The sequence below is a fragment of the Parabacteroides gordonii MS-1 = DSM 23371 genome (assembly GCF_000969825.1).
Taxonomy (GTDB): domain Bacteria; phylum Bacteroidota; class Bacteroidia; order Bacteroidales; family Tannerellaceae; genus Parabacteroides; species Parabacteroides gordonii.
The window spans coordinates 1,642,699-1,666,730 of the sequence record NZ_KQ033920.1 but is presented as its reverse complement, the minus strand read 5'-3'; the positions used below and the strand labels follow the sequence as shown (position 1 = coordinate 1,666,730).

The following is a 24,032-nucleotide window of genomic DNA, read 5'->3' as shown; positions in this document are numbered from 1 at the left end:
ACAGATGCGAAAGTAATCAATTAAAAAAAAACACGAAATATTTGGTGGTTAAAAATAAATGCTTACCTTTGCACCGCAATCGACAATAAAGCGGTTGTAAAACGGGGTGTAGCGCAGTCCGGTTAGCGCACCTGCTTTGGGAGCAGGGGGTCCCAGGTTCGAATCCTGGTACCCCGACACAAAACAAAAAGTTGTTTTCAGCTAATTAAAGAGATAACGAGTCGGTACATTATTGTATTGGCTCGTTTTTTTTATGCTAAAACGTCTTATTTCTCTTTAATAAGCGTTGATAAGGCAGGGTATTTCTTTTATATAAATTTTGATCATTAATTTTATCAGCGATTTCACTGCTAGTTAAAGGCTTATTAGCTTTTTTTAAAACTGTGATCATTGCTTCGTGTAACACAAACTGTACATATAAAAATAAAGCTCCGAAACGGAGCCTTATTTTTATAATTATAGAGTTATTGTTGTAATTTTGATTTGATGTATTCTTTTAAATTGTTGTCACAGCAATATACATAGCATCCTTTCATCCCACGTGACATTAAAACTCGATAAATATTGCGAACATAGTTATCGAAATTTGTGGAATTTCTCTTTAATACAGGATCTTTTATTTTATTTATATCAGTAACTAAACATTGTTTTTCTGTATCATATCGCAAATCTGGACTAATGATAACCCCTATATAATCAAATTCAAACCCTTGTGCTGTATATATACATCCAACTTGCTTTATTCCTTCAGGTTTATATGCCCATTCATACCACTTAACATAACCTTCAGGAATACTAGTAATAGTATCTTTTGTTTCCCAAGGCATTGCAAATTTATCAATTGTTACATCTTTTACTAAATTACCATTTTCATCTAAATCACTAGACCAAGGCCAACAAAAGCCTGCAGTGAGACGGGCTGTTTGATTTTCAACATTATCTTTTTTCTTTATTTCTTCATACAATGTTTGTGGATCATCAAAAACTCTAAAATCAAATTCTTCTTTTTTAAAAGATGATTTTATAGGCTCATTATAAATAACTTGTTCAAGCCAGTCTAAATAGTTATCAGAACCATTGCATCTAAATTGAGATTTTAATTCAATTTCAACAATATCAGCCTCATATTCTTTTGCACAATCTCGGATTAGTTCTGATGATCCAATTTCAACACTTCTAATAGCTTGTTTGTCATCGATGAAGAATGTAGGCTAAGCACCCAGCGCCTTGTCATATTTCTATGGTAGGTTTCCAAATGCTCGCCCCCGAACCGGACTTACACCTCTCAGCGTATCCGGCTCTCCACTAATTTTAGTCTATCTTTCCGTCATGTATCTTTTTGTGACAACTCCTGCACACGGCAATCGTTTTGCGTTTGCGGGCAATCATGTGTCGTTCCCAGCTTTCCTTACCCTGCAAGTTCTTTAGTTTCCTTACATGGTGCATAACAAGGTCGTCTGTCGCTCCACATAATTCACACTCATGGGCTTTCAGCCTTTCAACAAGACTTGTCCGCCCCGCAGTATAAATTGTTCGTGGCATGGTGTCACATTCCGATTTATAGGTGGGCTTCTTGCGTTTGAAGCCACCGTCGTAAAAGTATCTTTCCTTTACACCTGTTTTAGTCATGTGCTTTATGATAAACCTACCGTTCTTACGATATTTCTTGTTTACCTTGCGTGTGCGGCACTTATATTTGCCTGCAAACGTTTTGTACATGCTGTATTCCATGATGTACTTGAAATTATTCAAGGCATGGGCACAGTTGTTGGCTATGGAGTAGTAATTATAGAAACCCACGATTTCCCGATTATAGCTATCAAGGATTTCAAGGTCGTCATTGAATATCAGTCCCGATTTACATTTCGGTTTCCATATTTCCTTTCCGTTACGGTTTGTCATTTCCAAGACTCCCCAATCGAACAGTTTTTTACGGACAGTTTCCATACTGACATTCAAGCAGACCCTTTTACCATAGGTTCTTCTTAATCTACCCCGTTTATCACGTCTTTGGTCGTTGGACTTTCTTACAGTAATTTCATATCCGAGAAACTTGGCAGGTCTTTCGGTATGGGTGACAAGTGTCTTTTCATCAGACAGTTCCAATGCCAGTTTATCAGCAAGGAAGTTTTTAATATCTCCCTTTATCTGTTGCGCATCTTGCTTACTTCCGATAATTCCCACGAGAAAATCATCTGCATATCTCGCATATTTCATTCTCCTGTAATCGGCATCCATTTCTTCGCCATTGGGATATTTAGCCCGTCCTTGTTCTATTGCTTTCAGTTCAAGGATTAGCTTTACCCTTTGCCTTTCGTCTTTTACGGACTTCAATCTTCGCACAATACGTTTTCTTGCATTGCCGAAGTCCAAACTTTCTCTACTGAATTTTCGTTTCTTCCCTTTATCGAATTTGGCTATGTATTCCTTTATATACTTATCCAGCTTGTCAAGGTATATATTAGCCAATATCGGGCTGATGATACCCCCTTGCGGTGTGCCACTGTAAGTATTGTGGAATTGCCATTCTTCGATATATCCCGCTTTCAAAAACTTGCGTACTAAGCGTATGAAGCGTTCGTCCGCAATGCGCTCCTTGAGTATGTTTATTAATACATCATGGCTTATATTATCAAAGAAACCTTTTATATCTCCCTCTACAAACCACTTTGCACCGCTAAACTCCTTTTGGATGTGAGTTAATGCAGTATGGCAGCTTCGATTGGGTCGAAACCCATGCGAGGTGTATTCAAAATTTCCCTCGTATATGGCTTCCAATACCATTCTTACTACTTCTTGTATTAACTTGTCATTGAAAGTCGGTACGCCAAGAGGTCTTTTCTTACCGTTTTTCTTCGGTATGTACACCCTCTTTGACGGTTGGGGCTGGTACGTTTCATCTTTTAACGTATCAATCAACTTTTCAATTCGTTTCAGGCTCATGTTGTCAATGGTCTGACCGTCCGAACCTTTAGTCATGTTGCCCTCTTTGGCGTAGATGTGCTGATAGGCAACATAGAACATTTCCTCATTGAACAAAATTCTGTAAAGACGTTCAAACTTGTAGCTTACATCCTTACTGTGTTCTGATAGACTGTTTAATACTCTTTCTGGACTTCTCATAATGTCTCTCACATTTTCCGTTAATTGTATTAATAATTAGCTGCTTCCCTTCGCCATGTACAAGGCGTTACCTTGCTCGGACTACTATGGAAGCTCCGTTACCACTCCGAATTTTCATAGGTCAAACCTAATAGCCTTTCGGCACTTCGGGATAGGTAATCCCCGTTTATTACATCGTAACTGTTGGCATGATAGATTGTCGGATACGACTTCCGTCCTTCACTCGCTTACTGCGGTTGTGTCGTGATAAGTTCTTGCTACATTCATACCTATACACTGAAGTAGTATCACGATATGGCGATTGATAGTTACCTTACGCCATAGCCTAAAGGGGAACCACTCGGACTATCGTTTAATCAATTCGGACTTTATCCTCATATCTATCTTTTCATCTCGCCATTCAGTCGCAGTTTGGTAACTAACTGACTTATGACTTTTCCGACATGCTACACTCCCTGCTCGGTTAAGTTTTCCCGAAAACAGATAAGTCGGCTGATGATAGGTTATTTTCAAAGAACACTTTCCTAATCTCTTGCCAAAGAGATGTTTACGATGCAACCTTTACGGGCGCACACGGATATTTTAGATGCTCTTACAATTGTTTGTATTTGTGAGAGGTTTGTTCGTTTGTTGGATGGTGTATATTGATTGTTTGCATTATTTGAGATACGGTGAGCTTCGTCTACCAGCAATACATCCAAACTGTCTCTTTCAAAATTTGCAGGAAGAAACTGAGTAATGTTTGAGAATAAATATTTAGCTTTACTACCGCGAGGTAATCGATATTTAATGCCTTCCAATAATGGTTTTGACTTTGTTGCATAATGGATGTTATACTTTTTCTTGTGTTTCGCCAATATGGAAAGTATGTGCAAGGCAATGACTGTTTTACCTGTGCCTGGACCTCCTTTTACGATAATTACACTTTTTTTCTTGCCTATTTTACGTATTTTGTCAAGTATAACATTGCGAGCAATGATTTGTTCTTCGATTAAAGCAAATTCCGATGAATTACCTTCATGAATCAGACTTGCTGCAGATTCGAGTAATTTTTTAGATGGGCGTATGGGGCTATTTATCATTTTATTGAAAATAGTCAAACCATCCCCCCTTCCTAAAGCGCTCTGTAAGCGTTTTGCTAATTCTTGAACTTCGTCTCCAGCATATGTTTTGTATGTTTTTTGAAGTTCATCATACCTTGCATCATATAATGCATTTGGCTTTACGTTTTTACGATAATTATAGCAATATGCAATGCCTTCAATAAGAAGTTCTTTATTGCTTAATACCTCAATGAATCCCGTTAGATAATCATTATAACCTCTTACTTGTTGAGATGGATGGGCTACTAATCGATTACCTCTACCTGTATATGCTTGTACTTTATATGTTACATCTGATATTTCATCAATGTTAAAATTCCCTTCAGATATTGCAGCTTGGACTCCTTTATTACTCCACTGTTTTAGTTCGATGTGAACGACATTTCCTTGACCCAATAAGTTTCTACCATACAAAATACAATCAATGCGTTTCATATTGTATGGAACTAAATGCTCGAATGTTATATAAGAATCTGTAATTCCACTTAATTCAAGTAGATCTTTTATCTTAGGGGCATTATTACCCCAAGATCTTACTTCTGAATCACTGGGGTTTATGTTGTAGTACATTGCAGTTTTTATCATTTTATCTACAAATGTATTAGTCATTACATCTTTGAAAAATATGGATTGAGGTTCTTGATATATTACTCTTTTAGCAATCATGGATTTTAATTTATAGTTCGTTATACTTTTTCGAGGATCCTTTAGCTTTGTCAACAGGATACTTTTCCGCGTTTTTTTTTATTTTATCAAGTATAATTTGAGAAACATCAAAACCATATTTGTTGGCAATTAATAGTGCATAATTTAGGATATCTGCTAATTCCTCTTTTATTTTCTCTACATTTGCTTCTTCTGGGGATTTCCAAAGGAATAGTTGATTTAATTCTGCAGCCTCGATAGATAATGCTAATGCTAGATCTTTGGCATTGTGAAACTGCTCCCAATCTCTCTCATCTCTGAATTTTACGATGATATCTATAAGTTCTTCAAATGTTATCATGCTTTAAAGTCTATAAGTTTCAACAAATATAAGTAATTAGTTGGGATTATACCTAATTGATAAAATAAATTATATTTTATATGAAATATCCTGAGTTTTTTGCCAAGCGACTATTCCTGAAGAAGGTCGCTGACGCTTTTACGCGGGTGTACGAATCATATCTGGCTGGTATTATCCGCCGGCTTGCTGTGTCTATGCCTCCGCGAAAATCAAAATGTCAATATAGCAACCTTTTCTATGAACAGGATGTGATAAATTCTATATTCTTCAGGGTATATGCTGTTCTCGCGGAGTTAAGGTATGACAAAATGGATCATAGCATTGAGCTATTTTATCATTTTGTATATAGATTAGATAGATCATTTGAATGATTTTCTTATCCTTGTCAGTAATTAGGAAAAGAAATAAGAATTTTGCTATCTTCTTAACATCTATAAAATGGACTTCTCCAGAGAGGAAAACATGTATTTTGCCTCTTAACTCCCGATGTTCTTTATCCTTTTTCTCTTCAATTTTGGATAGCTAAAAAAATCATCTGGATGATTTTTCCTTTTCCTCCTGGAAACGTTCCAAAATATCTTTGTGCTGTCCCCAAGCAACCAAAAACCGGATTTGTGTGTTAGTAAAAGATCTGAAATCCTGACATTTGGAGAGTAAAAACATAAAAAGAACAGGAAAAATGGATTTAACAATTTACATGAAAACGGTCATTTCAAAACTGGAAAGGGACAGGAAACGACCGGCAGCCCATACATACCGGTATGCGCTGAAGTCCTTTATGGATTTTTCGGGCGGCGAAGCGGTGCCGATAGAGGTAGACGAAGTATTTACGCCCGGCAGGTTGAAAGAGTATGAAGAGTGGATGAAAGGATATGGCAAAAGCCTGAATACCATTTCCACTTATCTAAGGACTTTGAAGGCTGTTTATAACCGGCTTGTGGCAGAAAAAGTATTGTCCTACGAAGCTAAGCTCATCGACAATGTATATACATAAGGTAGTGTAGACGGCGAGGAGTAGACGGATAACGCGGATAATATAGTAAATGAATAGATAATGGAAACAATGAAATATACAAAACAACTACTTATCGGCATCAGCTTTCTGGCTACTCTGCTTGTAGGAAGCGGGTGCACAAACGAAGAAGTAATAGGCAGTGTCGGTAGTAATGCGGCACATCCTGTAGTTCAAACTATCTGTGCTACAAAAAGTGATTTTAGTAATCCTGAACAAACCGATGTGCCTCTGACACGTACGATGACTGAAGGATATAAGACGACATTTAGTGATGGGAATGCTATCGGTCTTTTTGCAATAAAGAATGATGCAATAGTAGACAACATCGATAACATGAGACTAACATATACCGTAGCGGAAGATGGTACAACCCGTTGGAGTCTGCCAATAGATTCTAAAATTTATTATTACGAGGGGTAACTTATATTGCCTATTCTCCATATAAAGAGAGGATTACAATAGATCCCTTACAAGCAACAAATGAGATTGTTTCTTCGTTGGTTAATAATGAGCATCTTCAACCGGCCGCCGACCAAAGTGATGCGGCAAATTATGCCGCCAGCGACTTGATGATAGCAGCCAGTGTTGCTAATGCCACCGACATAGAGAAAGTGACTCTTACGCTGAACTTTAAGCATCAATTTTCTTTGCTGGTTATGACACCAATAATATATACAACCAGTATTTGTCCTCTAGAGGATGCCGGATTTACCTATTGTGCTGTTTCAAAAGCGGGTGGTGTTGATTCTGATGCGAAGAATGTGGTATCGGAGAGCTAAACCTTTTCTCTTCGATACCACATATCATGAAAAAGCTATTAAAAGAATTGCAGTTGCTATTTGGCAACACACCTACTTCTGCGTCATTCGACGCCAAGTTGAAAACTTTCGAAGAACCCCTCCGTAGGGAATGCCGTCTCAAACTTTGTCGTTTGGCCTTCGGTTATTACGACAACCTTCCCGGCCCGTTCCGTAAGTATGTAGACAAATACCTGAAACATGACCGCGAGCTTTATATCGATTACCTGCTCCATCACACCCCTTTAGGCAAGTTGCGCTATACGCTCCACAATCCTGACCTGTTTACTCTTATGTTCTACGTCCTTGAAAAAGCCGGTCGCCACGGTCGCCCCAAATACCATCAGATGGCCTCAAGCCTCTTACTTGCCTTCCACTATCCCTACAAATTAGAAACATTAGACAATTATCTTTGCCACTCCCGACCGGAAGTAGACGATTTCTATGAGTTCCTTCTCCTGATGGGGGAATTTAAGATAGGAGGTTACGAAATTTGCAGAAATGACGACTAACATACTCTTCAGTCATGCTGGATATAGAAATATGATTATCTTTGCACATTAAAACAGAATAAATCTTTAAAAAGATGTATAGAACAAGAACTTGTGGAAACTTGCGCCTGGCAGACGAAGGTCTGGTGGTTACATTGGCCGGATGGGTGCAGAAGACTCGTAAGATGGGTGGTATGACATTTGTCGACCTCCGCGATCGTTATGGTATAACTCAGCTGGTTTTCAACCAGGAAGTAGACGCCGCACTTTGTGAAAAGGCAAACAAACTGGGACGTGAGTATGTGATCCAGGTTACAGGAACAGTAAGAGAACGTTCGAGCAAGAACAACAATATCCCGACAGGGGAGATCGAACTGATCGTTTCGGAGCTGAATATCCTGAATGCAGCCGTAACTCCTCCTTTCACTATCGAAGATGAAACCGACGGAGGCGACGACCTGCGTATGAAATACCGTTACCTGGACTTGCGTCGTAATACCGTTCGTGCCAATCTGGAACTGCGTCACCGTATGGCATTCGAAGTGCGCAACTATCTCGATAAGCAAGGTTTCCTGGAAGTAGAAACACCGGTTCTTGTTAACTCGACACCGGAAGGTGCGCGCGACTTCGTTGTTCCTTCCCGCATGAACCCGGGACAGTTCTATGCATTGCCTCAGTCGCCTCAGACTTTGAAACAGTTGCTGATGGTTTCCGGCTTCGACCGTTATTTCCAGATTGTAAAATGTTTCCGCGACGAAGACCTGCGTGCCGACCGTCAGCCGGAATTTACACAGATCGACTGTGAGATGAGTTTCGTTGAACAGGAAGATGTGCTGAATATCTTCGAAGGTATGGCAAAACACCTGTTCAAGGTAATTCGCGGTATCGAGATCAAAGAGCCGTTCCAGCGTATGACCTGGCACGATGCTATGAAATATTATGGTAGCGATAAGCCTGACCTGCGTTTCGACATGAAGTTTGTCGAACTGATGGATATCATGAAAGGTTATGGTTTCTCCGTATTCGATGATGCAGCTTATGTAGGCGGTATCTGTGTGGAAGGAGCAGCTACCTATACACGTAAACAACTGGATGCGCTGACTGAATTCGTTAAACGCCCGCAGGTAGGAGCGAAGGGTATGGTATATGCCCGCGTGGAAGCCGATGGCAGCGTGAAGTCAAGCGTAGACAAATTCTATACACAGGAAACATTGCAGCAGATGAAGGAAGCTTTCGGTGCAAAACCGGGCGACCTGATCCTGATCCTTTCGGGCGACAATGCGATGAAAACACGCAAACAGCTTTGCGAATTGCGTCTTGAAGTAGCCGGTCAGTTGGGCCTGCGTGATAAGAATAAATTCGTATGCCTGTGGGTGATCGACTTCCCGCTGTTTGAGTGGAGCGAAGAAGATCAGCGTTTCTATGCTATGCACCATCCGTTCACTTCACCGAAGCCGGAAGATATTCCGTTGCTGGATAGTGATACCGGTGCCGTACGTGCCAATGCTTACGATATGGTTATCAATGGTGTTGAAGTGGGTGGAGGTTCTATCCGTATCCACGACAGCAAATTGCAGGATAAGATGTTCCGTTTGCTGGGATTCACCGAAGAAAGAGCCCAGTCTCAGTTCGGCTTCCTGATGAACGCATTCAAATACGGGGCGCCTCCTCACGGTGGTCTGGCTTATGGTCTGGATCGTTGGGTGTCTCTGTTTGCCGGACTCGATTCTATCCGCGACTGTATCGCATTCCCGAAAAACAATTCAGGCCGCGATGTCATGCTCGATGCTCCGTCTGTTATCGACGACGTGCAGCTGGATGAGTTGTGCCTGAAGGTAGACGTAAAAGAATAAAAAGATATCTATATGCTACGGATAAAGGATGTTTTGAAAGAAATAGAGCAATACGCTCCGCTACCCTTGCAGGAAAGCTGGGACAATACAGGTGTACAGGTGGGTGACGTCAACCAGTCTACCACTGGTGTGTTGCTTTGTCTCGATGTTACCGAAGAGGTGGTCGACGAGGCAATAGAGTTGGGTTGCAATCTGATCATTTCTCATCATCCTTTAGCCTTTAAAGCATTTAAATCATTGACAGGCTCCAGTTATATCGAGCGGTGTATGATGAAGGCATGCAAATACGATCTGGTGATTTATGCCGCCCATACCAACCTCGATAATGCAGCCGGAGGTGTAAACTTCCGCCTGGCCGAACTGATCGGACTGGAAAACGTACGTGTGCTGAGCCCGCAAAAAGGCGCCTTGCTGAAACTGGTTACTTTCGTGCCCGAAGCGTATGCGGAACTGGTGCGGACGACTTTGTTCAATGCCGGTGCCGGAACGGTCGGGGCTTATGACTCGTGCAGTTTCAATCTGGCAGGCAAAGGAACTTTCCGTGCCGGCGAGGGTACGAATCCGTTTTGTGGCGAAGTGGGAGAGTTGCATGTAGAGCGTGAGATACGTATCGAAACGATATTGCCTGCTTTCCGCAAGTCGACCATTACCCGTGCCTTGCTTTCCGTTCATCCGTATGAAGAGCCGGTTTTCGATTTCTACCCGTTGAATAACACCTGGGATCAGGTAGGTTCCGGTGTAGTGGGAGAGTTGCCGGAGGAAGAGGACGAACTGAATTTCCTGCAACGGATAAAAGACCTGTTCCAGGTAGGTTGCGTAAAGCATTCAGCCTTTACAGGTAAGCCGATACGAGAGGTGGCACTATGTGGTGGCAGCGGTGCTTTTCTGGTAAAGGACGCAATCGCCTACGGGGCGGATGTATTCATCACCGGAGAAGCTAAATACAATGACTTTTACGATGTCGAAGACCGCATATTGCTGGCTGTAATAGGCCATTATGAGTCTGAAGTATGTACAAAAGACATCTTTTATAACATAATATCGAAAAAATTCCCTACCTTTGCCGTACATTTTTCGAATGTTAATTCAAACCCGGTAAAATATTTATAGAATGGCTACAGATAAACAATCAGCTGAAAAAGAGTATACAGTTGAAGAAAAGCTTTCTACGCTGTATCAACTTCAGACGATGATGACTGAAATTGATAAGATCAAAACGCTTCGTGGAGAGCTTCCCCTGGAAGTTCAGGACTTGGAAGATGAGATCGCAGGATTGGAAACCCGTCTTCAGAACTATCAGACGGAGATCCAGGATTATGAGAATGCTGTTGTTGAACAGAAACACAGAATCACTGAGTCTACCGGTCTGATCGAGAGATATAAATCGCAACTGGATAACGTGCGCAACAACCGCGAATTTGATAACTTGTCAAAAGAAATCGAATTCCAGGGACTTGAAATTGAGTTTTCTGAAAAGAAAATCCGCGAATTCGGTGAATCAATAAGTCATAAGAAAGAAGAGATCGCTCAGTTGACTGAAAGACTGGACGGCCGTAAGGCTGACCTGGTTCAGAAGAAAAGCGAGCTGGAAGAGATCATCTCTGAAACGAAGCAGGAAGAAGAAAGACTGCGCGAAAAGGCTAAGAAACTGGAAACTACGATCGAACCGCGTTTGCTTACAGCATTCAAACGTATCCGTAAGGGTGCACGTAATGGTTTGGCTGTGGTTTATATCCAGCGTGATGCCTGCGGTGGTTGCTTCAACAAGATCCCGCCCCAGAAACAGATGGATATCAAGTTGCGTAAGAAAGTGATCGTTTGCGAATATTGCGGACGTATCATGATCGACCCGGAACTGGCTGGTGTAGAAGAATAAATACTGACACAGTAAATAAAAAGCTTATGGCTTTAGCTGAAATATGTTTGGCTAAAGCCATAATTTTATATGGCAAATGAGGAATATCGTTCGTGCATACATAGAGAAACAGCAGTTGCTGGCCGGTGACGCTCCCGTTCTGGTCGGATTCAGCGGAGGAGCCGACTCGGTCGCTTTGCTGAGTTTGCTCGTGCAGCTCGATTATACCTGTATTGCATTGCATTGTAATTTTCATTTGCGTGGCGACGAGTCTATCCGCGATGAAGAATTTGCCGGAGAAACAGCCCGTAACCTGGGCGTCCCTTTCCATAAGATAGATTTTGATACAACGGCTTATGCCGCCGAACACAGCCTTTCCATCGAGATGGCAGCCCGCGAACTACGTTATAACTGGTTTGAGGAGATGCGGCAACGTCTGGGTGCACAAGCTATCGCAGTTGCCCATCATCGCGATGACAGCGTGGAGACTGTCTTATTGAACCTGATTCGTGGTACAGGTATCCGTGGGCTGGGAGGTATCCGTCCGAAGAACGGTTATGTGGTGCGCCCTTTGCTGACAGTCAGCCGCAGCGAGATACTGGCCTGGCTGGAAGAGCAGCATTTGCCGTATGTAACTGACAGCACGAACTTGTCGGATGCCTATACGCGTAATTTTATCCGTCTCCGCGTGCTTCCTTTACTGGAAGAGCTGAATCCATCCGTAAAGGCCTCTATCGCACGTACAGCCGATCATCTGGCCGAAACAGAAGCTATCTATCTGTATGTCGTGGAAGAAGCCCGCAGACAATTGGTGGAGGAGGGAGACCGTATTCCGATAGCCCGGCTGACGGACTATCCTTCGCCTGCAACTATTCTGTACGAGTTGCTGAAACCATATGGCTTTACCCGGCAGGTGGCCGATGATATATTCCGTTCGCTGGCAAAAGAACCCGGCAAGATGTTTTATTCGTCCGATTACCGGTTGCTGAAAGACCGCGAATACCTGTTGCTTTCTCCGGTCGGTAAGGAAGAAATACAGGAATATACCTTTACCGCCGACGATGTTCTGGAGGATATCTGGCGTGGCCCTATTGAACTTTCTTTCCAGAAGATTGTTATTAATAGTGACTTCAATATCCGAAAGGATAAACATATCGCTTATTTTGATTACGACAAACTTTCTTTTCCCCTGACACTTCGTAAATGGAAAGAAGGAGACTGGTTTATTCCTTTTGGAATGAAAGGCCGTAAGAAACTGAGCGATTATTTTTCAGATCATAAATTCAGCCGTATAGACAAAGAGCAGACATGGCTTCTCTGTAGCGGCGAAAACATTCTCTGGATTGTGGGAGAGCGCTCTGATAATCGCTTTTGTGTCGACAAAGAGACTAAGAGTGTGCTGGTTGTGAATTTTTTTTCGACAAAAATAATAGAATAACTAAAAATGTTCTTACATTTGCAAAGATTTACTCCGCAGATGTGTTACTAATGATTCAAATTAGCTAAACAATCCGGTTATTTACATTGAAATTTATTTATTATCAAAAACTATTAAGATACAATGATAGCGGTAAGCACGTGTTGTACAATCTTTTATCGTCTACCGTTTTTATTACTCACTTCTCAATATGCAGAAATATAACATTCTAGAACTAAATGAAAAACTCCTTCCTGAATTGCAGAGTATAGCGGAAGAGTTGGGAATTAAGAAAATAAGTTCTTTGAAAAAAGAAGAACTTGTTTACCGTATTCTTGATGAGCAAGCTATCTCTTATGCAGGTCAACAGGCAGAAAAGGAGAAAGAAAAAGAGGCTAAGAAAGCTGAAAAGCAGACGAAAGCGAAGAAAACACCTAAAACGGCGGCAGCCAAAGCTCCTAAGGCTGAAAGCAAAGTGAAAGCAGCGAAAACAGAAGACGTTGCAGCAGCTCCGGCTCCGGAAGCGGCAAAACCCGTAGAGGAAAAGAAAGTAGCAGTTGCTGCAGAAAAGAAGGAACAACCTGATCGTAAGAAAAGAGTTCGTATCGAGAAAAAGGAAAAAGTAGCCGGTGCGGTTGCTCCTGCTAACGATACGGACGAGGTGGTAGTTTCAAAAGCTACCCAGACTGTTGCGGCGGAAGTCCCGGCAGTGGAAAAACCATTGTTACCTCCGGTTGTTGTGGAAGGTGCTCCCGAAGAGTTGCCTGTAGTGGAAGCAGCACCTGAAGTTCCGGCAGTACCGGCTCCTGAAGCTCCTGCAAACGAGGCTCCGGCGTCGGAAAACGAACCAAAAAGAGTGGTGTTCAGACATCCCGATACAAAATCGGTTCTCGACCAGCTCTTCCCGTTCTCTCCTTCACCAGCCAAGCCGCAACCACAGGAAAAGGCAGCACAGCCTGAAAAGGAAGCCGCTCCGCAACCGCAGCAGCAAAACACTCCTCGTCCTAACAACAGACAGAACAATCAGAATAATCAGAACAACCACAACAACCAGCGCAACAATAATAACAATGCACCGCAGGAAAAACAATACGAATTTGATGGTATCCTGACAGGAACCGGCGTATTGGAAATGATGCAGGATGGTTATGGTTTCCTGCGTTCTTCTGATTATAACTACCTGACTTCTCCGGATGATATCTACGTATCGCAGTCGCAGATCAAACTGTTTGGTTTGAAGACAGGCGACGTGGTGGAAGGTGCTATCCGTCCTCCGAAGGAAGGTGAAAAATATTTCCCGCTGGTAAAAGTGGACAAGATCAACGGCCGTTCGCCGGAAGACGTACGCGACCGCGTTCCTTTCGATCACCTGACACCGCTTTTCCCCGACGAAAAATTCATGCTTACCGCACGTAAGGCTCCGAAGGTGAATGATAATATTTCCGTTCGCGTTGTAGACTTGTTCTCGCCGATCGGTAAAGGACAGCGTGGTTTGATCGTGGCACAGCCCAAGACCGGTAAGACCATGTTGCTGAAAGATATCGCTAACGCAATCGCAGCCAACCATCCGGAAGTGTACATGATCGTCCTGCTGATCGACGAACGTCCGGAGGAAGTAACCGACATGGCTCGCAGCGTAGATGCCGAAGTGATCGCTTCTACTTTCGACGAACCGGCAGAACGCCACGTGAAGATTGCCGAAATCGTTCTGAACAAGGCAAAACGTATGGTGGAATGTGGCCACGATGTAGTAATCCTGTTAGACTCTATCACACGTCTTGCACGTGCTTATAATACCGTTCAGCCTGCATCCGGTAAGGTTCTTTCCGGCGGTGTGGATGCGAATGCCCTGCAGAAGCCGAAACGTTTCTTCGGTGCAGCTCGTAACATCGAAAACGGCGGTAGCCTGACGATCCTGGCTACAGCGTTGACTGAAACAGGCTCCAAGATGGATGATGTTATCTTTGAAGAATTCAAGGGTACAGGTAACATGGAATTGCAGCTCGACCGCAAACTGTCGAACAAACGTATCTATCCGGCTGTCGATATCACTGCTTCAAGTACTCGTCGCGACGACCTGTTGCAGGATGAAAGTACATTGAACCGTATGTGGATCCTCCGCAAGTATCTGTCGGATATGAACTCGCTCGAAGCAATGGAGTTTGTAAAGAAACGTATGGAACAGACTTACGACAATATGGAGTTCCTGGCTTCTATGAACGGATAAACAAAGAAGCTATATGTTATTAAAGGAGGTATACTTTAGGGTATATCTCCTTTTTTTATTTATATATACTTAAACATCTTCATTGATAGACTTTTATATATTCTCAAAGAAAAAAATACCTGATTGTTTAAAGAATCGTTTTATTCAAAATAGAAATGATACGAAAGAAGCACGAATAATCAAAATGGCTAGAAAAAAGGATCGTTTTAATTTGTCTGCAAAACTAGGCTTTTTTAGAATACCGACCAAATTTTTCAGATGTTTATTAACCTCTAATAATCAAGTTATTTAGAATAAATGACGGAGAAGATGACACCTCCACGAAAATGACTAGAAAAAACGATCGTTTTTTCTAGTCATTTTGATTTTGACAAAACGGTCGATTATTAACCGGAGATCTAACAAAACTCCATAATAAACACTGGTATGCAAAACAAATTAAGAGGATGGCTGGCAGATAACAGCTTAACGACAGATCCGAAAGATCGGATTTTGGTACTCGAATCCGCGGGGAATGCAGGGCATGATGAGATCTACAAAGAAATGCGTGAAGAAGATACAGGTCTACGGCAAGAGACTCTTGTACATGTAGTTACACTCTATGAACGTATCGTGGCACGCTTCCTGATGAATGGCTTCAGCGTCAATACCGGATTGTTCCATGCCATACCCCGTTTTACGGGAATTATAGAAAAAGGCCTCTGGAACCCTGAAAAGAACGGAATCTACGTCTCTTTCATCCAGGACAAGGTGATCCGCGAAGAGATTACTAAAACTGAAATTGTAATTGAAGGCGAGAAAGCTGACGTAATGTATATCACCGGAGTGGAAGACCGTAGCAACGGTATGACCGACGGTAGCATGACACCCGGACGCAATTTCGCCGTTTATGGAGCCTACCTTCGCGTGATAGGCGATGATCCGGCAGTAGGAATCACTTTCCGGAATACGACTACCGATGCGGTGGTAACCCTTGGTAGCGACATGTTCAGTACCAACGATCCCGGCAAACTGATCTTTATCGTTCCTTCCGAACTGACAGATGGCGAATACGAACTGACTATTACAAACCAATATATGAAGGGTAAAAACGCCTTGCGTAAATCGCCCCGTTCCGTGTCTACTACTGTCTTTATCGGTACTGGTGAAAGTGGCGAGGACGATCGTCCCGTAATAGAATAAAATTCGATGCCACGGTTGCGGCATCGGGAACCCCGGCGTTCCTCTAGCAGGAACCGGGGCGTTCCCACTACCGCGAAAGGGCGGTTGCACCGGCAGGAACCAAGGCGGTTGCACTGGCAGGAACCATTGAAACAAATCAATTAAAAGAATATGACAATGAACAAACAACAACTCATCCGGCAGCTTGCCGATGAAACAGGTCTTAAAGAGCAACAGGTACGTCTTGTGATCGATTGTTTCATCCGAAAAACAATGGAAGCTGTAGCTGTCGACCAAATGATGGTACTGCAAAATTTCGGCACCTTCCGTTCCGTTTGGCAGGCCGAACGTCCCGGACGCAATCCGAAAACAGGAGAACCGAAAACGATCCCTTCCCGATACACCGTGAAATTCCGGCCGGGAAACGCTTTTCTCAAAGCGCTCAACGAAGATAAATAAGTTTAGATAGGGTATTTTTGATAAAAGACCGGTTGAGGAGAGGCTGTTTGATCGTGTTCTTCCGGTGCGGGTCTTGGCTTTTAACGATATGGATATTATGCATAGATTTAATTGGAAAAAATATGGTAAGCAGCAGATGATTATGTTGCTTTTTTTGTTTTTGATAGGAGGACCTTCTGAGGTGTGGGGTCAGAAGAATTATGCTGTACCGGGAAGAACATACACTGGTAATTTGGGGGCAAATGGGGAGTATGGCCTGAGGATTAATAAGAGCGGCACATATTATTTCAAGAACGTTACAGGAGGTGCTATCTGTGCAGATGCCGATAATATGAATGTAACACTTTATTTTGAAGGACATAATGAATTGTTCGGCCGATCAGTTAAAGGTGAGTGGAGTACTGCTGGTATTGATTTGAATGTTGCGACCAGAAATCCCGGACAAGCGGGGAATACCTTTACCATAAAATCGAAAGATCCGAAAAATCCGGCTTGGTTGAACTGTAAAGGTGCCGGAAGTAGTTGGGCAATAGTTGCCGGCATAGGGGTCACTGGAGATAAAACAACCTTAAATATCGAAGGACCTATTCAGGTCTATGCAAATGGAGGATATTATAACGACTATAAAGCACCGGGAATAGGAGGTCTTTGTTGGGATAGTAAAAGGTTTAAAGGAGGAAATCTTAATATCAAGAATGGAGCATATGTTTACGTAGATTACATATACAAAGAAGAAATACAGGTTTCTAAACCATCTATCATCGGATGGGCATCTATAACATATTATGGCACTTTTCTAGTCCCTAAGCAAGGGGGATACTTTACCCCTGATTTTAGTGATACAGATATAAAACCAACATCAGGTAGCTGGAATGATTTTAAATTAAGTGATGGAACCAAGGGTAAAATATATTATGAAAATGGTTCTAAATACCATGTGTATATACAAAAAGCATTTTCTGAATGGGATTATTTTGAAATTGCGGGAATTCCTTCAGGAACAATATCGAATTCTTGGACACATACCACCAAGATGGGGCAAGTATACGATCAGAAAGGAACATATTATAAGTCGCTTGTTAATTCTACTATACCTTCTGGTTCTACACTTTGTTTAAATGTAAGCAATTATACTTATACGGGAACTTATGAAGGTCCGTCAATAACATTAGACGGGAATGAAAAGAAATTTATTTCTAATGGATTTATCTTTTCACCTAGTGGACCGCTCAAACTGAAAAACATGCAAATTCAAAATAGTATCTGTGTGAATGGACCAGTATACGTGGATGCTGATAACCTGGGAAATTTGGCTGATTGGGATGTTGTTGACTATGATGGCTCTGTATGGTATTGTACAGCAACACTCGAGCCCTCTGTTACTGGTTTTGATGTATGGATGAGTCCTCTGGAAGATTGGTGTAAATGGAATGGAGGGTTCCCAGATCGTGAAACGCGGACTCATGCAAAATACTTGGATGGAAAGAAGGCGTATATGTGGATACGCAAGTATACCGATCAATATATCAATATTCAGAATCCTAAAAATGTGAATGAACTTTACAAATCAACAAAGATAACAGTATCGCAACATAATACACCTATCAATTTCACCCAATATGTTGCAGCTAGAATTAATAATATCTTTAAAGGACCGTACGTATCATTGGAAGACGCATTTAAAGATGTTACAAGAGATGGTGTAGATGTCATCTCCTTACAAAAGAATTATACGACTTACGGTACAACCTATTGGAATAAAAAGAGGGGGGCAGATTTAACAAGTAAAATTTCTATAGAATTAAACTTGAATGGTTTTACTCTGACTTCTGATGCAACTGACCATTTGGGATGTACCGGTAGTGGCATGCTGGAATTATCTGGTGCTGGTAGTCTGGTCGGCGTATTTGAGATACAAAATCTGTATACCGAGCTACTCGATGATAAGTTGAGCAAATCACTCTATATGGGAGGTGAGAAGGTTTTTCGTACCTGGGTAGACAAAGAGCCTGAGGGTATTACAGGATATCTGGGATATAGTTGGAACGGGAATGAATATTATCCTGCCGGAAAGAAAGATACGGGTAAAAACTGCCTTTGGTTGCCGGCAAGTAAATCTTCCAAAAGCTTCACTCTTTATGATGGTTCGGCGGAAGGAAGCGAGCTGATTGCCACGGCTACATTATCGGTAAATGAAAACCATGATAATAAAGCCGATGCTTATCCTTATGTAGATATAAGTAAAGGCAACGTAACGATCACTCCCGCCGATGCCGAGCAAACGGTAAGGTATGGGACTGCACAAAAATATACGGCTACTGTCGGTAGTACATTAGATAACCGTCTGCCTATATTCGGTGAGGCTGTTTCCGATAAGGGAAAAGACCATGCACTGACAGTCGCGGGAGGAGGTACGGGCACAGCCTATCTCACATTAAATGAAACCAATATCAAACCCCAGACGAAAGCCGCCTTGTGTATCGAAGGAGCAGCCGATATCGAACTGAAAGGCACCAACAGACTGGAAGGCGGCTATAACGGTGGCGTTTCTTTTCCCGCCGCACAACTGACGGCTTCTTCTTCCGCCCTTACCTGGAGCACGGCTGCCGACGGTTACGGCAAGCTCGAGGCTTACGGAGGTGCCTATGGCGATAAGGCAAGCCCGGCTATCTCTGTAGAGAGCGGTGCGCAGATGACGATAGCAGGCGGAACGATCGTAACCCGGCGGGTCGACGACGACGGCCTGCGGACAGCCGATAACTCTATCGAAGGAGGCACGCAGAAAATACTTGCCGGCAGCGTGGATGCCGGATATACCGATGGTAGCCGCCCGACAAACAAATCAGGTAAAACGCTCTATAAAGTCTCCGTCACCACCGGCCTTGAACCTGGACAGCCATACGATTGTACTTATACGGATGCCGATCCGGCTCCTTTCCGTGCGATGCCCGACGAAGCAGGCAAGGTCTATTGCTGGCAACCGGAGCAACCCCTGAGCGATCCGAAAACGGTGGTAACCCTGACGCATCCTGTCAGCTACGAGAAAAAAGAAGTCGAAGTAGCCAAGGTGGAACCCCACGACCGCAATGTGGCACCGATCGTGATCGAAGTAACCAACCTCAATACCCGTGAAGTAAACTCCTACGGTAACCTGCAGGATGCCTTCAACGAAATGCAGGCGGGTACGCCCGATGCGCTATCGCGTTACAGTCTGGCACTGCTGACCCGTATCGATAATCTGAGTACCGTGCAGACCGTACCTGCTAATACGGAGGTTACGCTCAATCTGCAAAGCTTCGAGATTGCTGCCCAAAACGGTTCGGCCGTATCATTCGATGCTTCGGCAAGCGGTGCTTACCTGAATATTACCGGAAAAGGAAATATAAAGAATACGTTCCGCATTGTGGGCGACGTGTTTATCGACGGTGTAGTGCCTTTGACCGATGCTGTGGTGATGGTAGGCGGCGAAGCCGTGTTCCGTACGCTGGTGAAAGAACTGCCGGTAGGCGAAACCAATACATATACGTATAGTTACGGGCAGAAACAGAATGTACCTTTCTTCCTGCACAACGGTCTGGCTTGCCTTTGGCTGCCCGACTACGGTAAGAGCGAGGAACTGCGTTTTACGGTAGGTGGCAGCGGTGGTTCGAGCACGGAATATACCGCCGGAGGAATTACTACGGTGACGCAACGTACCGAAGCGATTCCTGCAAGCCCTGTCGGGGTGGTAGCACGTGTTACTTATGGTAACGGAAGTATCAACCAGGCTTACAATACGCTGAAAGAGGCTTTGGAGAGTGCGCGGAAGGCTTCCGTCGAGTTGCATCATACCGATGTGGCGCTTTATTTGCTTACCGGGGTATCTGTTTCCGGCAATCAGACGATGGCGGGCAGCTTCCTGGTCAATCTGGACGGCAAGAATATCACTTCCGCTTCGGGAGGACAGTTGACTGTTGCCGACGGTGCCCGTATCCGTTTCTATGATGAAACGGTCGGGATGAAAGGAACAATGACGGTCGATGTCGACCTGAAAGGTACCGGGCAGTTGTTTATACCCAGTTCCATCCGTTTGAACGGGACGGTGATACGCGATGGAGTGAAAGACGTGGCTTACTGGCGTACGATGGTCAACACTCGTTATGCCGGTGACGACCTTGCCGAAATAATTTATGCCGGCGTAACCTATCCGGTGATCAATGATGAAACCTGTTTGTGGCTACCGCAAAATAACGACAGTAAAGAGGAATATGCATTTACTGTAGGAAGCGAGAATAAGGTTGTGACCGGTTATATCGTTTCTGCCAACAGCCATGATAACGATATGACAATAGGCGGCAGCAGCAATGCCGCCCGTATCGGCGTAACCGAATATGCCACTGTCGAAGCGGCTTTTGACGCTCTGTCGGAAGAAGGACAGACCATCGAACTGCTGAAGACTTCTTCGCTTGAAACAGCTTTGACGCTGACCCGTCGTGTGACAATCGAACTGGGTAAATACGGCCTGACCCCTTCATCACTCACGCCTGCTACGCCTCCCGCCCTGACGATCGGTAGCGGAGGACAACTGACCGTCACCAGCAAGACCGGGACGGGCGAACTGGAAGCGCCTCTGTCACTCGACGGCGGATTGATGTATATCGGCCAGGGCATTACCGGCGATCATATCGGCAAGGTGACCGATAAGGCGGACGGTCTTCTTTACCGTTTGCTTGTAACCGACTTGCCGGCCACGATCCCGACCGGTGAACATACGTATGCGTTCACCACCAGCGATGGTACGATGGTCTCTTCCGGTCAGTTCATGGTACGCAATGGTGTGGCCTGTCTCTGGTTTCCCGAAACGATGGCGGGCACGCTTACCTTTACATTGGGAAGCAAAGCCTATAAAACAGAAAACATAACCGTCAACCCCGACCACTTCAATCTGGAAACATACGGTGTGAGCGACGTAGCGCAGATACGTAACGGCAAGAAATACCGCAAACTGGCGGAGGCGCTGAACGATGCGGCGGGCAAGACGGTGATCGTGTTGAAGAATGCCGTCCTGGAAAATGCTGTCAGCATCAGCGGTTCGGTGACACTCGAAACCGGTGATTATAGCATCACCTCTTCGGCGGATGCCCAGATAACTGTTCCTGAATCGGCCAACCTGCGGATAACCGGAAACGGAAGCGTGTCGGTCGGCTTTACGATCATTTCGTCTGCTGCCGGTTCGATCTATAGCAACGGCAATCTACAGGTAGATCGTTCGGTAAATATGGAAGCGACGAGTAAGGTGTATCTGAATACTTCACCGGCTTACCGGGTGAATGTGAGCGGGCTGCCGGTCACGGCATCGGTCGTGTATGATTGCAGTGATCAGACTGGCCGGGTGAAGAGTTCTGAAAGCGGCGAACTTTGCTTGTGGATGCAGCCGGTCAATCAACCGGTCAATTTCTCTGCCGAGGCGGGTACGGATACTTATCTCGCCACCGGTATCATCATAACACCTACCCACGTGAATCCGCTTACTGTAACCTATGTGGAAGGCATCGCAGCTATCGGCGACGATATTTACGATACGCTGTCCGAAGCCTTGACGCTGGCCACCGCCGGTGAAACAGTGGTGTTGCGTAAGGATCTCACCGGACTCGGCGGGGCGCTGGAAGCACGGAGCGATGCAACGATCTCGCTCGACAACAACCGGTTGATAACCGCTACGGAAGGATTGACCTTGGATGCGGGCAGCCATCTACTGACCCTACGGGACGGAACACTGGAAGGGGCTGTCGCCATCGATGGCAACGTATATATGAAAAGTAGTGTCATTATGAACAATGCACGGGTAAGCGCAGCTGGGAAAACGGTTTGGCGCACGTTCCTGACGCTACCCGCCGGAACGACCTCGTTCAATTATACTTATGGAGATATTACGGCTACCTGCACGAATATTCAGGAGAATGTGGCTTGCCTCTGGCTCCCTTCTTCAAACACCATGCAGGCGTTGACCGTAACGGCGGGAGATGTGGAGTATGCCCTCAATAACGTCATCATCGCATCCACCCACGGCAATGAACTCGACCTGACAGGCGGCAACGACCCGGTGGCGAAGGTGGGCGATAAATCGTTCGCTTCGCTGGCTTCGGCACTGGCTGCCGCTATGGAAGGGGGAACGGTGAGACTGCTGAAGGATGTGTCGCTCTCTTCCGTGCAGGATATACAGAAAAGTCTGACCCTCGACCTGGGTGGGTTTAGTTATACTTCCGGCAACAGCGGCTTCAGTGTGGCTGCCGGTAAGGTGCTGACAATTGTGCAGGGCTCGCTGCTCGGAACGATCCGTCTTAATGGCGAGGGCAGCGTAAAGGCCGGAAGCGATGTGAAGGTAGCCGGTATCGTACTTAACAAAGACAATAAAGAGTGCTACCGTACGCTGGTGAAAGTGGGACCGGATGCCGCAGCGGTCATGCAGTGCCATTGGCTCGAATCGGCTGCTCTGACATATGACCTGCTAATTCCTCAGGGAAGTGACACTTATGAGGCGACTGTGCCGACTGATCTCGATAATCATAATACGGAGCTGACTGCCTACAAACGGGTCGTATTGGGTTCCGGTTCGCATACCTGGCAGGCGGCTTATGCCAATACAAACCTGGTACTGGCCGGGGATGCCGAACTTTCGCTCGAAAACGTGACGGGTACTACTACCTTACACCGCCTGACTATCCGTGACGGTGCCTTGGTGAAAACGTCGGCTACGGCTGGTATGGTGATTGCCGAAGAGGGTATCCGGTATGTACGTTCGTTCGTAGATGCCAACCAATGGGAGTCGGTGGCCTTGCCGTTTACAACGACACGTATTACCACCGAAGAGAGCGATCCCGCTTCGGGTACTTCCCGAACTATACTGCTCACTCCGGCAACGGGCACGGGTACGGCCGGTAATTTCTGGCTGAAGACGATGAGTGCGGAAGGTAAGCTGCAAAACGTCAGCACAACCGAAATGACGGCGAATGTCTCTTACCTGATGGCGGTACCGACGGTATGGGCGAATAAGGAGATAACGTTTGTCTCGGGCCCCAACCAGTTGCTGCGCCGCGACAAGGTGACGGCAGTGAAACCGGCAAGCGGTTTTGCTTCTTATGCCAACGGCACGTTCGACCGCCTGGAGGTGAAGGAGGCTTGCTATTTGCTGAATGCTTCCGGCGATGCATTCGAACTGGAACAGCCTTTGCCCTCCGCCGTTACCGTCGATCCGTTCCGTGGCTATCTGCTGGCGGATGTCAATACGACAACCGTATTGCCAACGTTGCGTATCGGGACGGCTACGGATGTGGTAATTCCTTCCCTTCCTGAAAATTTGCGTATCCATACCCGCCGCGGCTGCGTGGTGGTGGAGGCACAGAAGGAAGAGGATGTTTTTATCTACCGTTTCGACGGCAGTTTGGTGCGTGCCCTGCGTGTCGGAGTCGGACAGACCGAGATCCCGCTTGCCGGCGGATTCTACATCGTAAACAGTACAAAGGTGATCGTAAAGTATTAAAAGTAT

17 protein-coding genes and 1 tRNA gene are annotated in these 24,032 nt (G+C 44.6%); 13 read left to right on the top strand and 5 right to left on the bottom strand.

The window, feature by feature from the left end:
• Nucleotides 1–102 precede the first annotated feature (102 nt).
• Nucleotides 103–177 (top strand) — tRNA-Pro (locus HMPREF1536_RS23765).
• Nucleotides 178–256: 79 nt separating this feature from the next.
• Here HMPREF1536_RS23765 and HMPREF1536_RS28480 read toward each other — a convergent pair.
• The 5 genes from HMPREF1536_RS28480 to HMPREF1536_RS23745 all read right to left on the bottom strand — a co-directional run bounded on the left by HMPREF1536_RS28480 (nucleotide 257) and on the right by HMPREF1536_RS23745 (nucleotide 5,232).
• Nucleotides 257–406 (bottom strand): HTH domain-containing protein, encoded by a 150-nt coding sequence (locus tag HMPREF1536_RS28480; protein WP_147337537.1) that lies wholly within the window; start codon nucleotides 404–406, stop codon nucleotides 257–259.
• Nucleotides 407–464: 58 nt separating this feature from the next.
• The gene (locus tag HMPREF1536_RS23760; RefSeq protein WP_225608093.1) at nucleotides 465–1,199 is read right to left on the bottom strand and encodes a DNA/RNA helicase domain-containing protein; all 735 of its coding nucleotides are present in this window, start codon (nucleotides 1,197–1,199) and stop codon (nucleotides 465–467) included.
• A gap of 112 nt (nucleotides 1,200–1,311) precedes the next feature.
• Nucleotides 1,312–3,123 (bottom strand): reverse transcriptase/maturase family protein, encoded by a 1,812-nt coding sequence (locus HMPREF1536_RS23755; protein ID WP_046151773.1) that lies wholly within the window; start codon nucleotides 3,121–3,123, stop codon nucleotides 1,312–1,314.
• A 524-nt stretch (nucleotides 3,124–3,647) separates the two neighbouring features.
• Nucleotides 3,648–4,892, bottom strand: coding sequence for a DNA/RNA helicase domain-containing protein (locus HMPREF1536_RS23750; protein WP_081693288.1), 1,245 nt, complete (start codon nucleotides 4,890–4,892; stop codon nucleotides 3,648–3,650).
• A 10-nt stretch (nucleotides 4,893–4,902) separates the two neighbouring features.
• The gene (locus HMPREF1536_RS23745; RefSeq protein ID WP_028727264.1) at nucleotides 4,903–5,232 is read right to left on the bottom strand and encodes a nucleotide pyrophosphohydrolase; all 330 of its coding nucleotides are present in this window, start codon (nucleotides 5,230–5,232) and stop codon (nucleotides 4,903–4,905) included.
• Between the two features lie 679 nt (nucleotides 5,233–5,911).
• Here HMPREF1536_RS23745 and HMPREF1536_RS23735 point away from each other — a divergent pair.
• The 12 genes from HMPREF1536_RS23735 (at nucleotide 5,912) to HMPREF1536_RS23685 (ending at nucleotide 24,026) form a co-directional block, all read left to right on the top strand.
• Nucleotides 5,912–6,226 carry a phage integrase SAM-like domain-containing protein gene (locus tag HMPREF1536_RS23735; protein WP_044191897.1) on the top strand — a complete coding sequence of 105 codons (315 nt, stop codon included), beginning with the start codon at nucleotides 5,912–5,914 and terminating at the stop codon, nucleotides 6,224–6,226.
• 60 nt (nucleotides 6,227–6,286) lie between these two features.
• Nucleotides 6,287–6,667, top strand: coding sequence for a fimbrillin family protein (locus HMPREF1536_RS26795; RefSeq protein ID WP_028727266.1), 381 nt, complete (start codon nucleotides 6,287–6,289; stop codon nucleotides 6,665–6,667).
• A gap of 5 nt (nucleotides 6,668–6,672) precedes the next feature.
• Entirely contained in the window at nucleotides 6,673–7,026 is a 354-nt protein-coding gene (locus HMPREF1536_RS26790; protein ID WP_122146746.1) for a fimbrillin family protein, read from the top strand.
• Nucleotides 7,027–7,052: 26 nt separating this feature from the next.
• Nucleotides 7,053–7,556: a hypothetical protein gene (locus HMPREF1536_RS26785; protein ID WP_052349806.1), complete on the top strand. Its 504-nt coding sequence runs from the start codon at nucleotides 7,053–7,055 to the stop codon at nucleotides 7,554–7,556.
• Between the two features lie 74 nt (nucleotides 7,557–7,630).
• Nucleotides 7,631–9,388, top strand: a complete 1,758-nt coding sequence (aspS, locus tag HMPREF1536_RS23720; protein ID WP_028727268.1) for an aspartate--tRNA ligase — start codon at nucleotides 7,631–7,633, stop codon at nucleotides 9,386–9,388.
• Between the two features lie 12 nt (nucleotides 9,389–9,400).
• Entirely contained in the window at nucleotides 9,401–10,498 is a 1,098-nt protein-coding gene (locus HMPREF1536_RS23715) for a Nif3-like dinuclear metal center hexameric protein (protein ID WP_028727269.1), read from the top strand.
• 1 nt (nucleotide 10,499) lies between these two features.
• A complete protein-coding gene (locus tag HMPREF1536_RS23710) occupies nucleotides 10,500–11,264 on the top strand; it encodes a zinc ribbon domain-containing protein (protein ID WP_028727270.1) in 765 nt (254 codons plus the stop codon).
• A 76-nt stretch (nucleotides 11,265–11,340) separates the two neighbouring features.
• Nucleotides 11,341–12,681 (top strand): tRNA lysidine(34) synthetase TilS, encoded by a 1,341-nt coding sequence (tilS, locus tag HMPREF1536_RS23705; RefSeq protein WP_028727271.1) that lies wholly within the window; start codon nucleotides 11,341–11,343, stop codon nucleotides 12,679–12,681.
• Between the two features lie 190 nt (nucleotides 12,682–12,871).
• A complete protein-coding gene (gene rho, locus HMPREF1536_RS23700; RefSeq protein WP_028727272.1) occupies nucleotides 12,872–14,887 on the top strand; it encodes a transcription termination factor Rho in 2,016 nt (671 codons plus the stop codon).
• 426 nt (nucleotides 14,888–15,313) lie between these two features.
• Complete coding sequence (locus HMPREF1536_RS23695; RefSeq protein ID WP_028727273.1) at nucleotides 15,314–16,069, top strand: DNA-binding domain-containing protein; 756 nt, start codon at nucleotides 15,314–15,316, stop codon at nucleotides 16,067–16,069.
• A gap of 156 nt (nucleotides 16,070–16,225) precedes the next feature.
• On the top strand, nucleotides 16,226–16,507 hold the full coding sequence (locus HMPREF1536_RS23690) for an HU family DNA-binding protein (protein ID WP_028727274.1): 282 nt from the start codon (nucleotides 16,226–16,228) through the stop codon (nucleotides 16,505–16,507).
• 97 nt (nucleotides 16,508–16,604) lie between these two features.
• Nucleotides 16,605–24,026 carry a hypothetical protein gene (locus HMPREF1536_RS23685; protein WP_150115646.1) on the top strand — a complete coding sequence of 2,474 codons (7,422 nt, stop codon included), beginning with the start codon at nucleotides 16,605–16,607 and terminating at the stop codon, nucleotides 24,024–24,026.
• Nucleotides 24,027–24,032: the final 6 nt, after the last annotated feature.

Excerpts from the sequence above, each read along its gene's own strand:
- HMPREF1536_RS23685 (WP_150115646.1), top strand. The coding sequence starts at position 16,605 with ATGCATAGATTTAATTGGAAAAAATATGGTAAGCAGCAGATGATTATG.
- HMPREF1536_RS23735 (WP_044191897.1), top strand. The coding sequence starts at position 5,912 with ATGGATTTAACAATTTACATGAAAACGGTCATTTCAAAACTGGAAAGG.
- rho (WP_028727272.1), top strand. The coding sequence starts at position 12,872 with ATGCAGAAATATAACATTCTAGAACTAAATGAAAAACTCCTTCCTGAA.
- HMPREF1536_RS23695 (WP_028727273.1), top strand. The coding sequence starts at position 15,314 with ATGCAAAACAAATTAAGAGGATGGCTGGCAGATAACAGCTTAACGACA.
- HMPREF1536_RS23745 (WP_028727264.1), bottom strand. The coding sequence starts at position 5,232 with ATGATAACATTTGAAGAACTTATAGATATCATCGTAAAATTCAGAGAT.
- HMPREF1536_RS23755 (WP_046151773.1), bottom strand. The coding sequence starts at position 3,123 with ATGAGAAGTCCAGAAAGAGTATTAAACAGTCTATCAGAACACAGTAAG.
- aspS (WP_028727268.1), top strand. The coding sequence starts at position 7,631 with ATGTATAGAACAAGAACTTGTGGAAACTTGCGCCTGGCAGACGAAGGT.
- HMPREF1536_RS23715 (WP_028727269.1), top strand. The coding sequence starts at position 9,401 with ATGCTACGGATAAAGGATGTTTTGAAAGAAATAGAGCAATACGCTCCG.
- HMPREF1536_RS23690 (WP_028727274.1), top strand. The coding sequence starts at position 16,226 with ATGAACAAACAACAACTCATCCGGCAGCTTGCCGATGAAACAGGTCTT.
- HMPREF1536_RS23750 (WP_081693288.1), bottom strand. The coding sequence starts at position 4,892 with ATGATTGCTAAAAGAGTAATATATCAAGAACCTCAATCCATATTTTTC.
- HMPREF1536_RS26785 (WP_052349806.1), top strand. The coding sequence starts at position 7,053 with ATGAAAAAGCTATTAAAAGAATTGCAGTTGCTATTTGGCAACACACCT.
- tilS (WP_028727271.1), top strand. The coding sequence starts at position 11,341 with ATGAGGAATATCGTTCGTGCATACATAGAGAAACAGCAGTTGCTGGCC.
- HMPREF1536_RS23710 (WP_028727270.1), top strand. The coding sequence starts at position 10,500 with ATGGCTACAGATAAACAATCAGCTGAAAAAGAGTATACAGTTGAAGAA.
- HMPREF1536_RS26795 (WP_028727266.1), top strand. The coding sequence starts at position 6,287 with ATGGAAACAATGAAATATACAAAACAACTACTTATCGGCATCAGCTTT.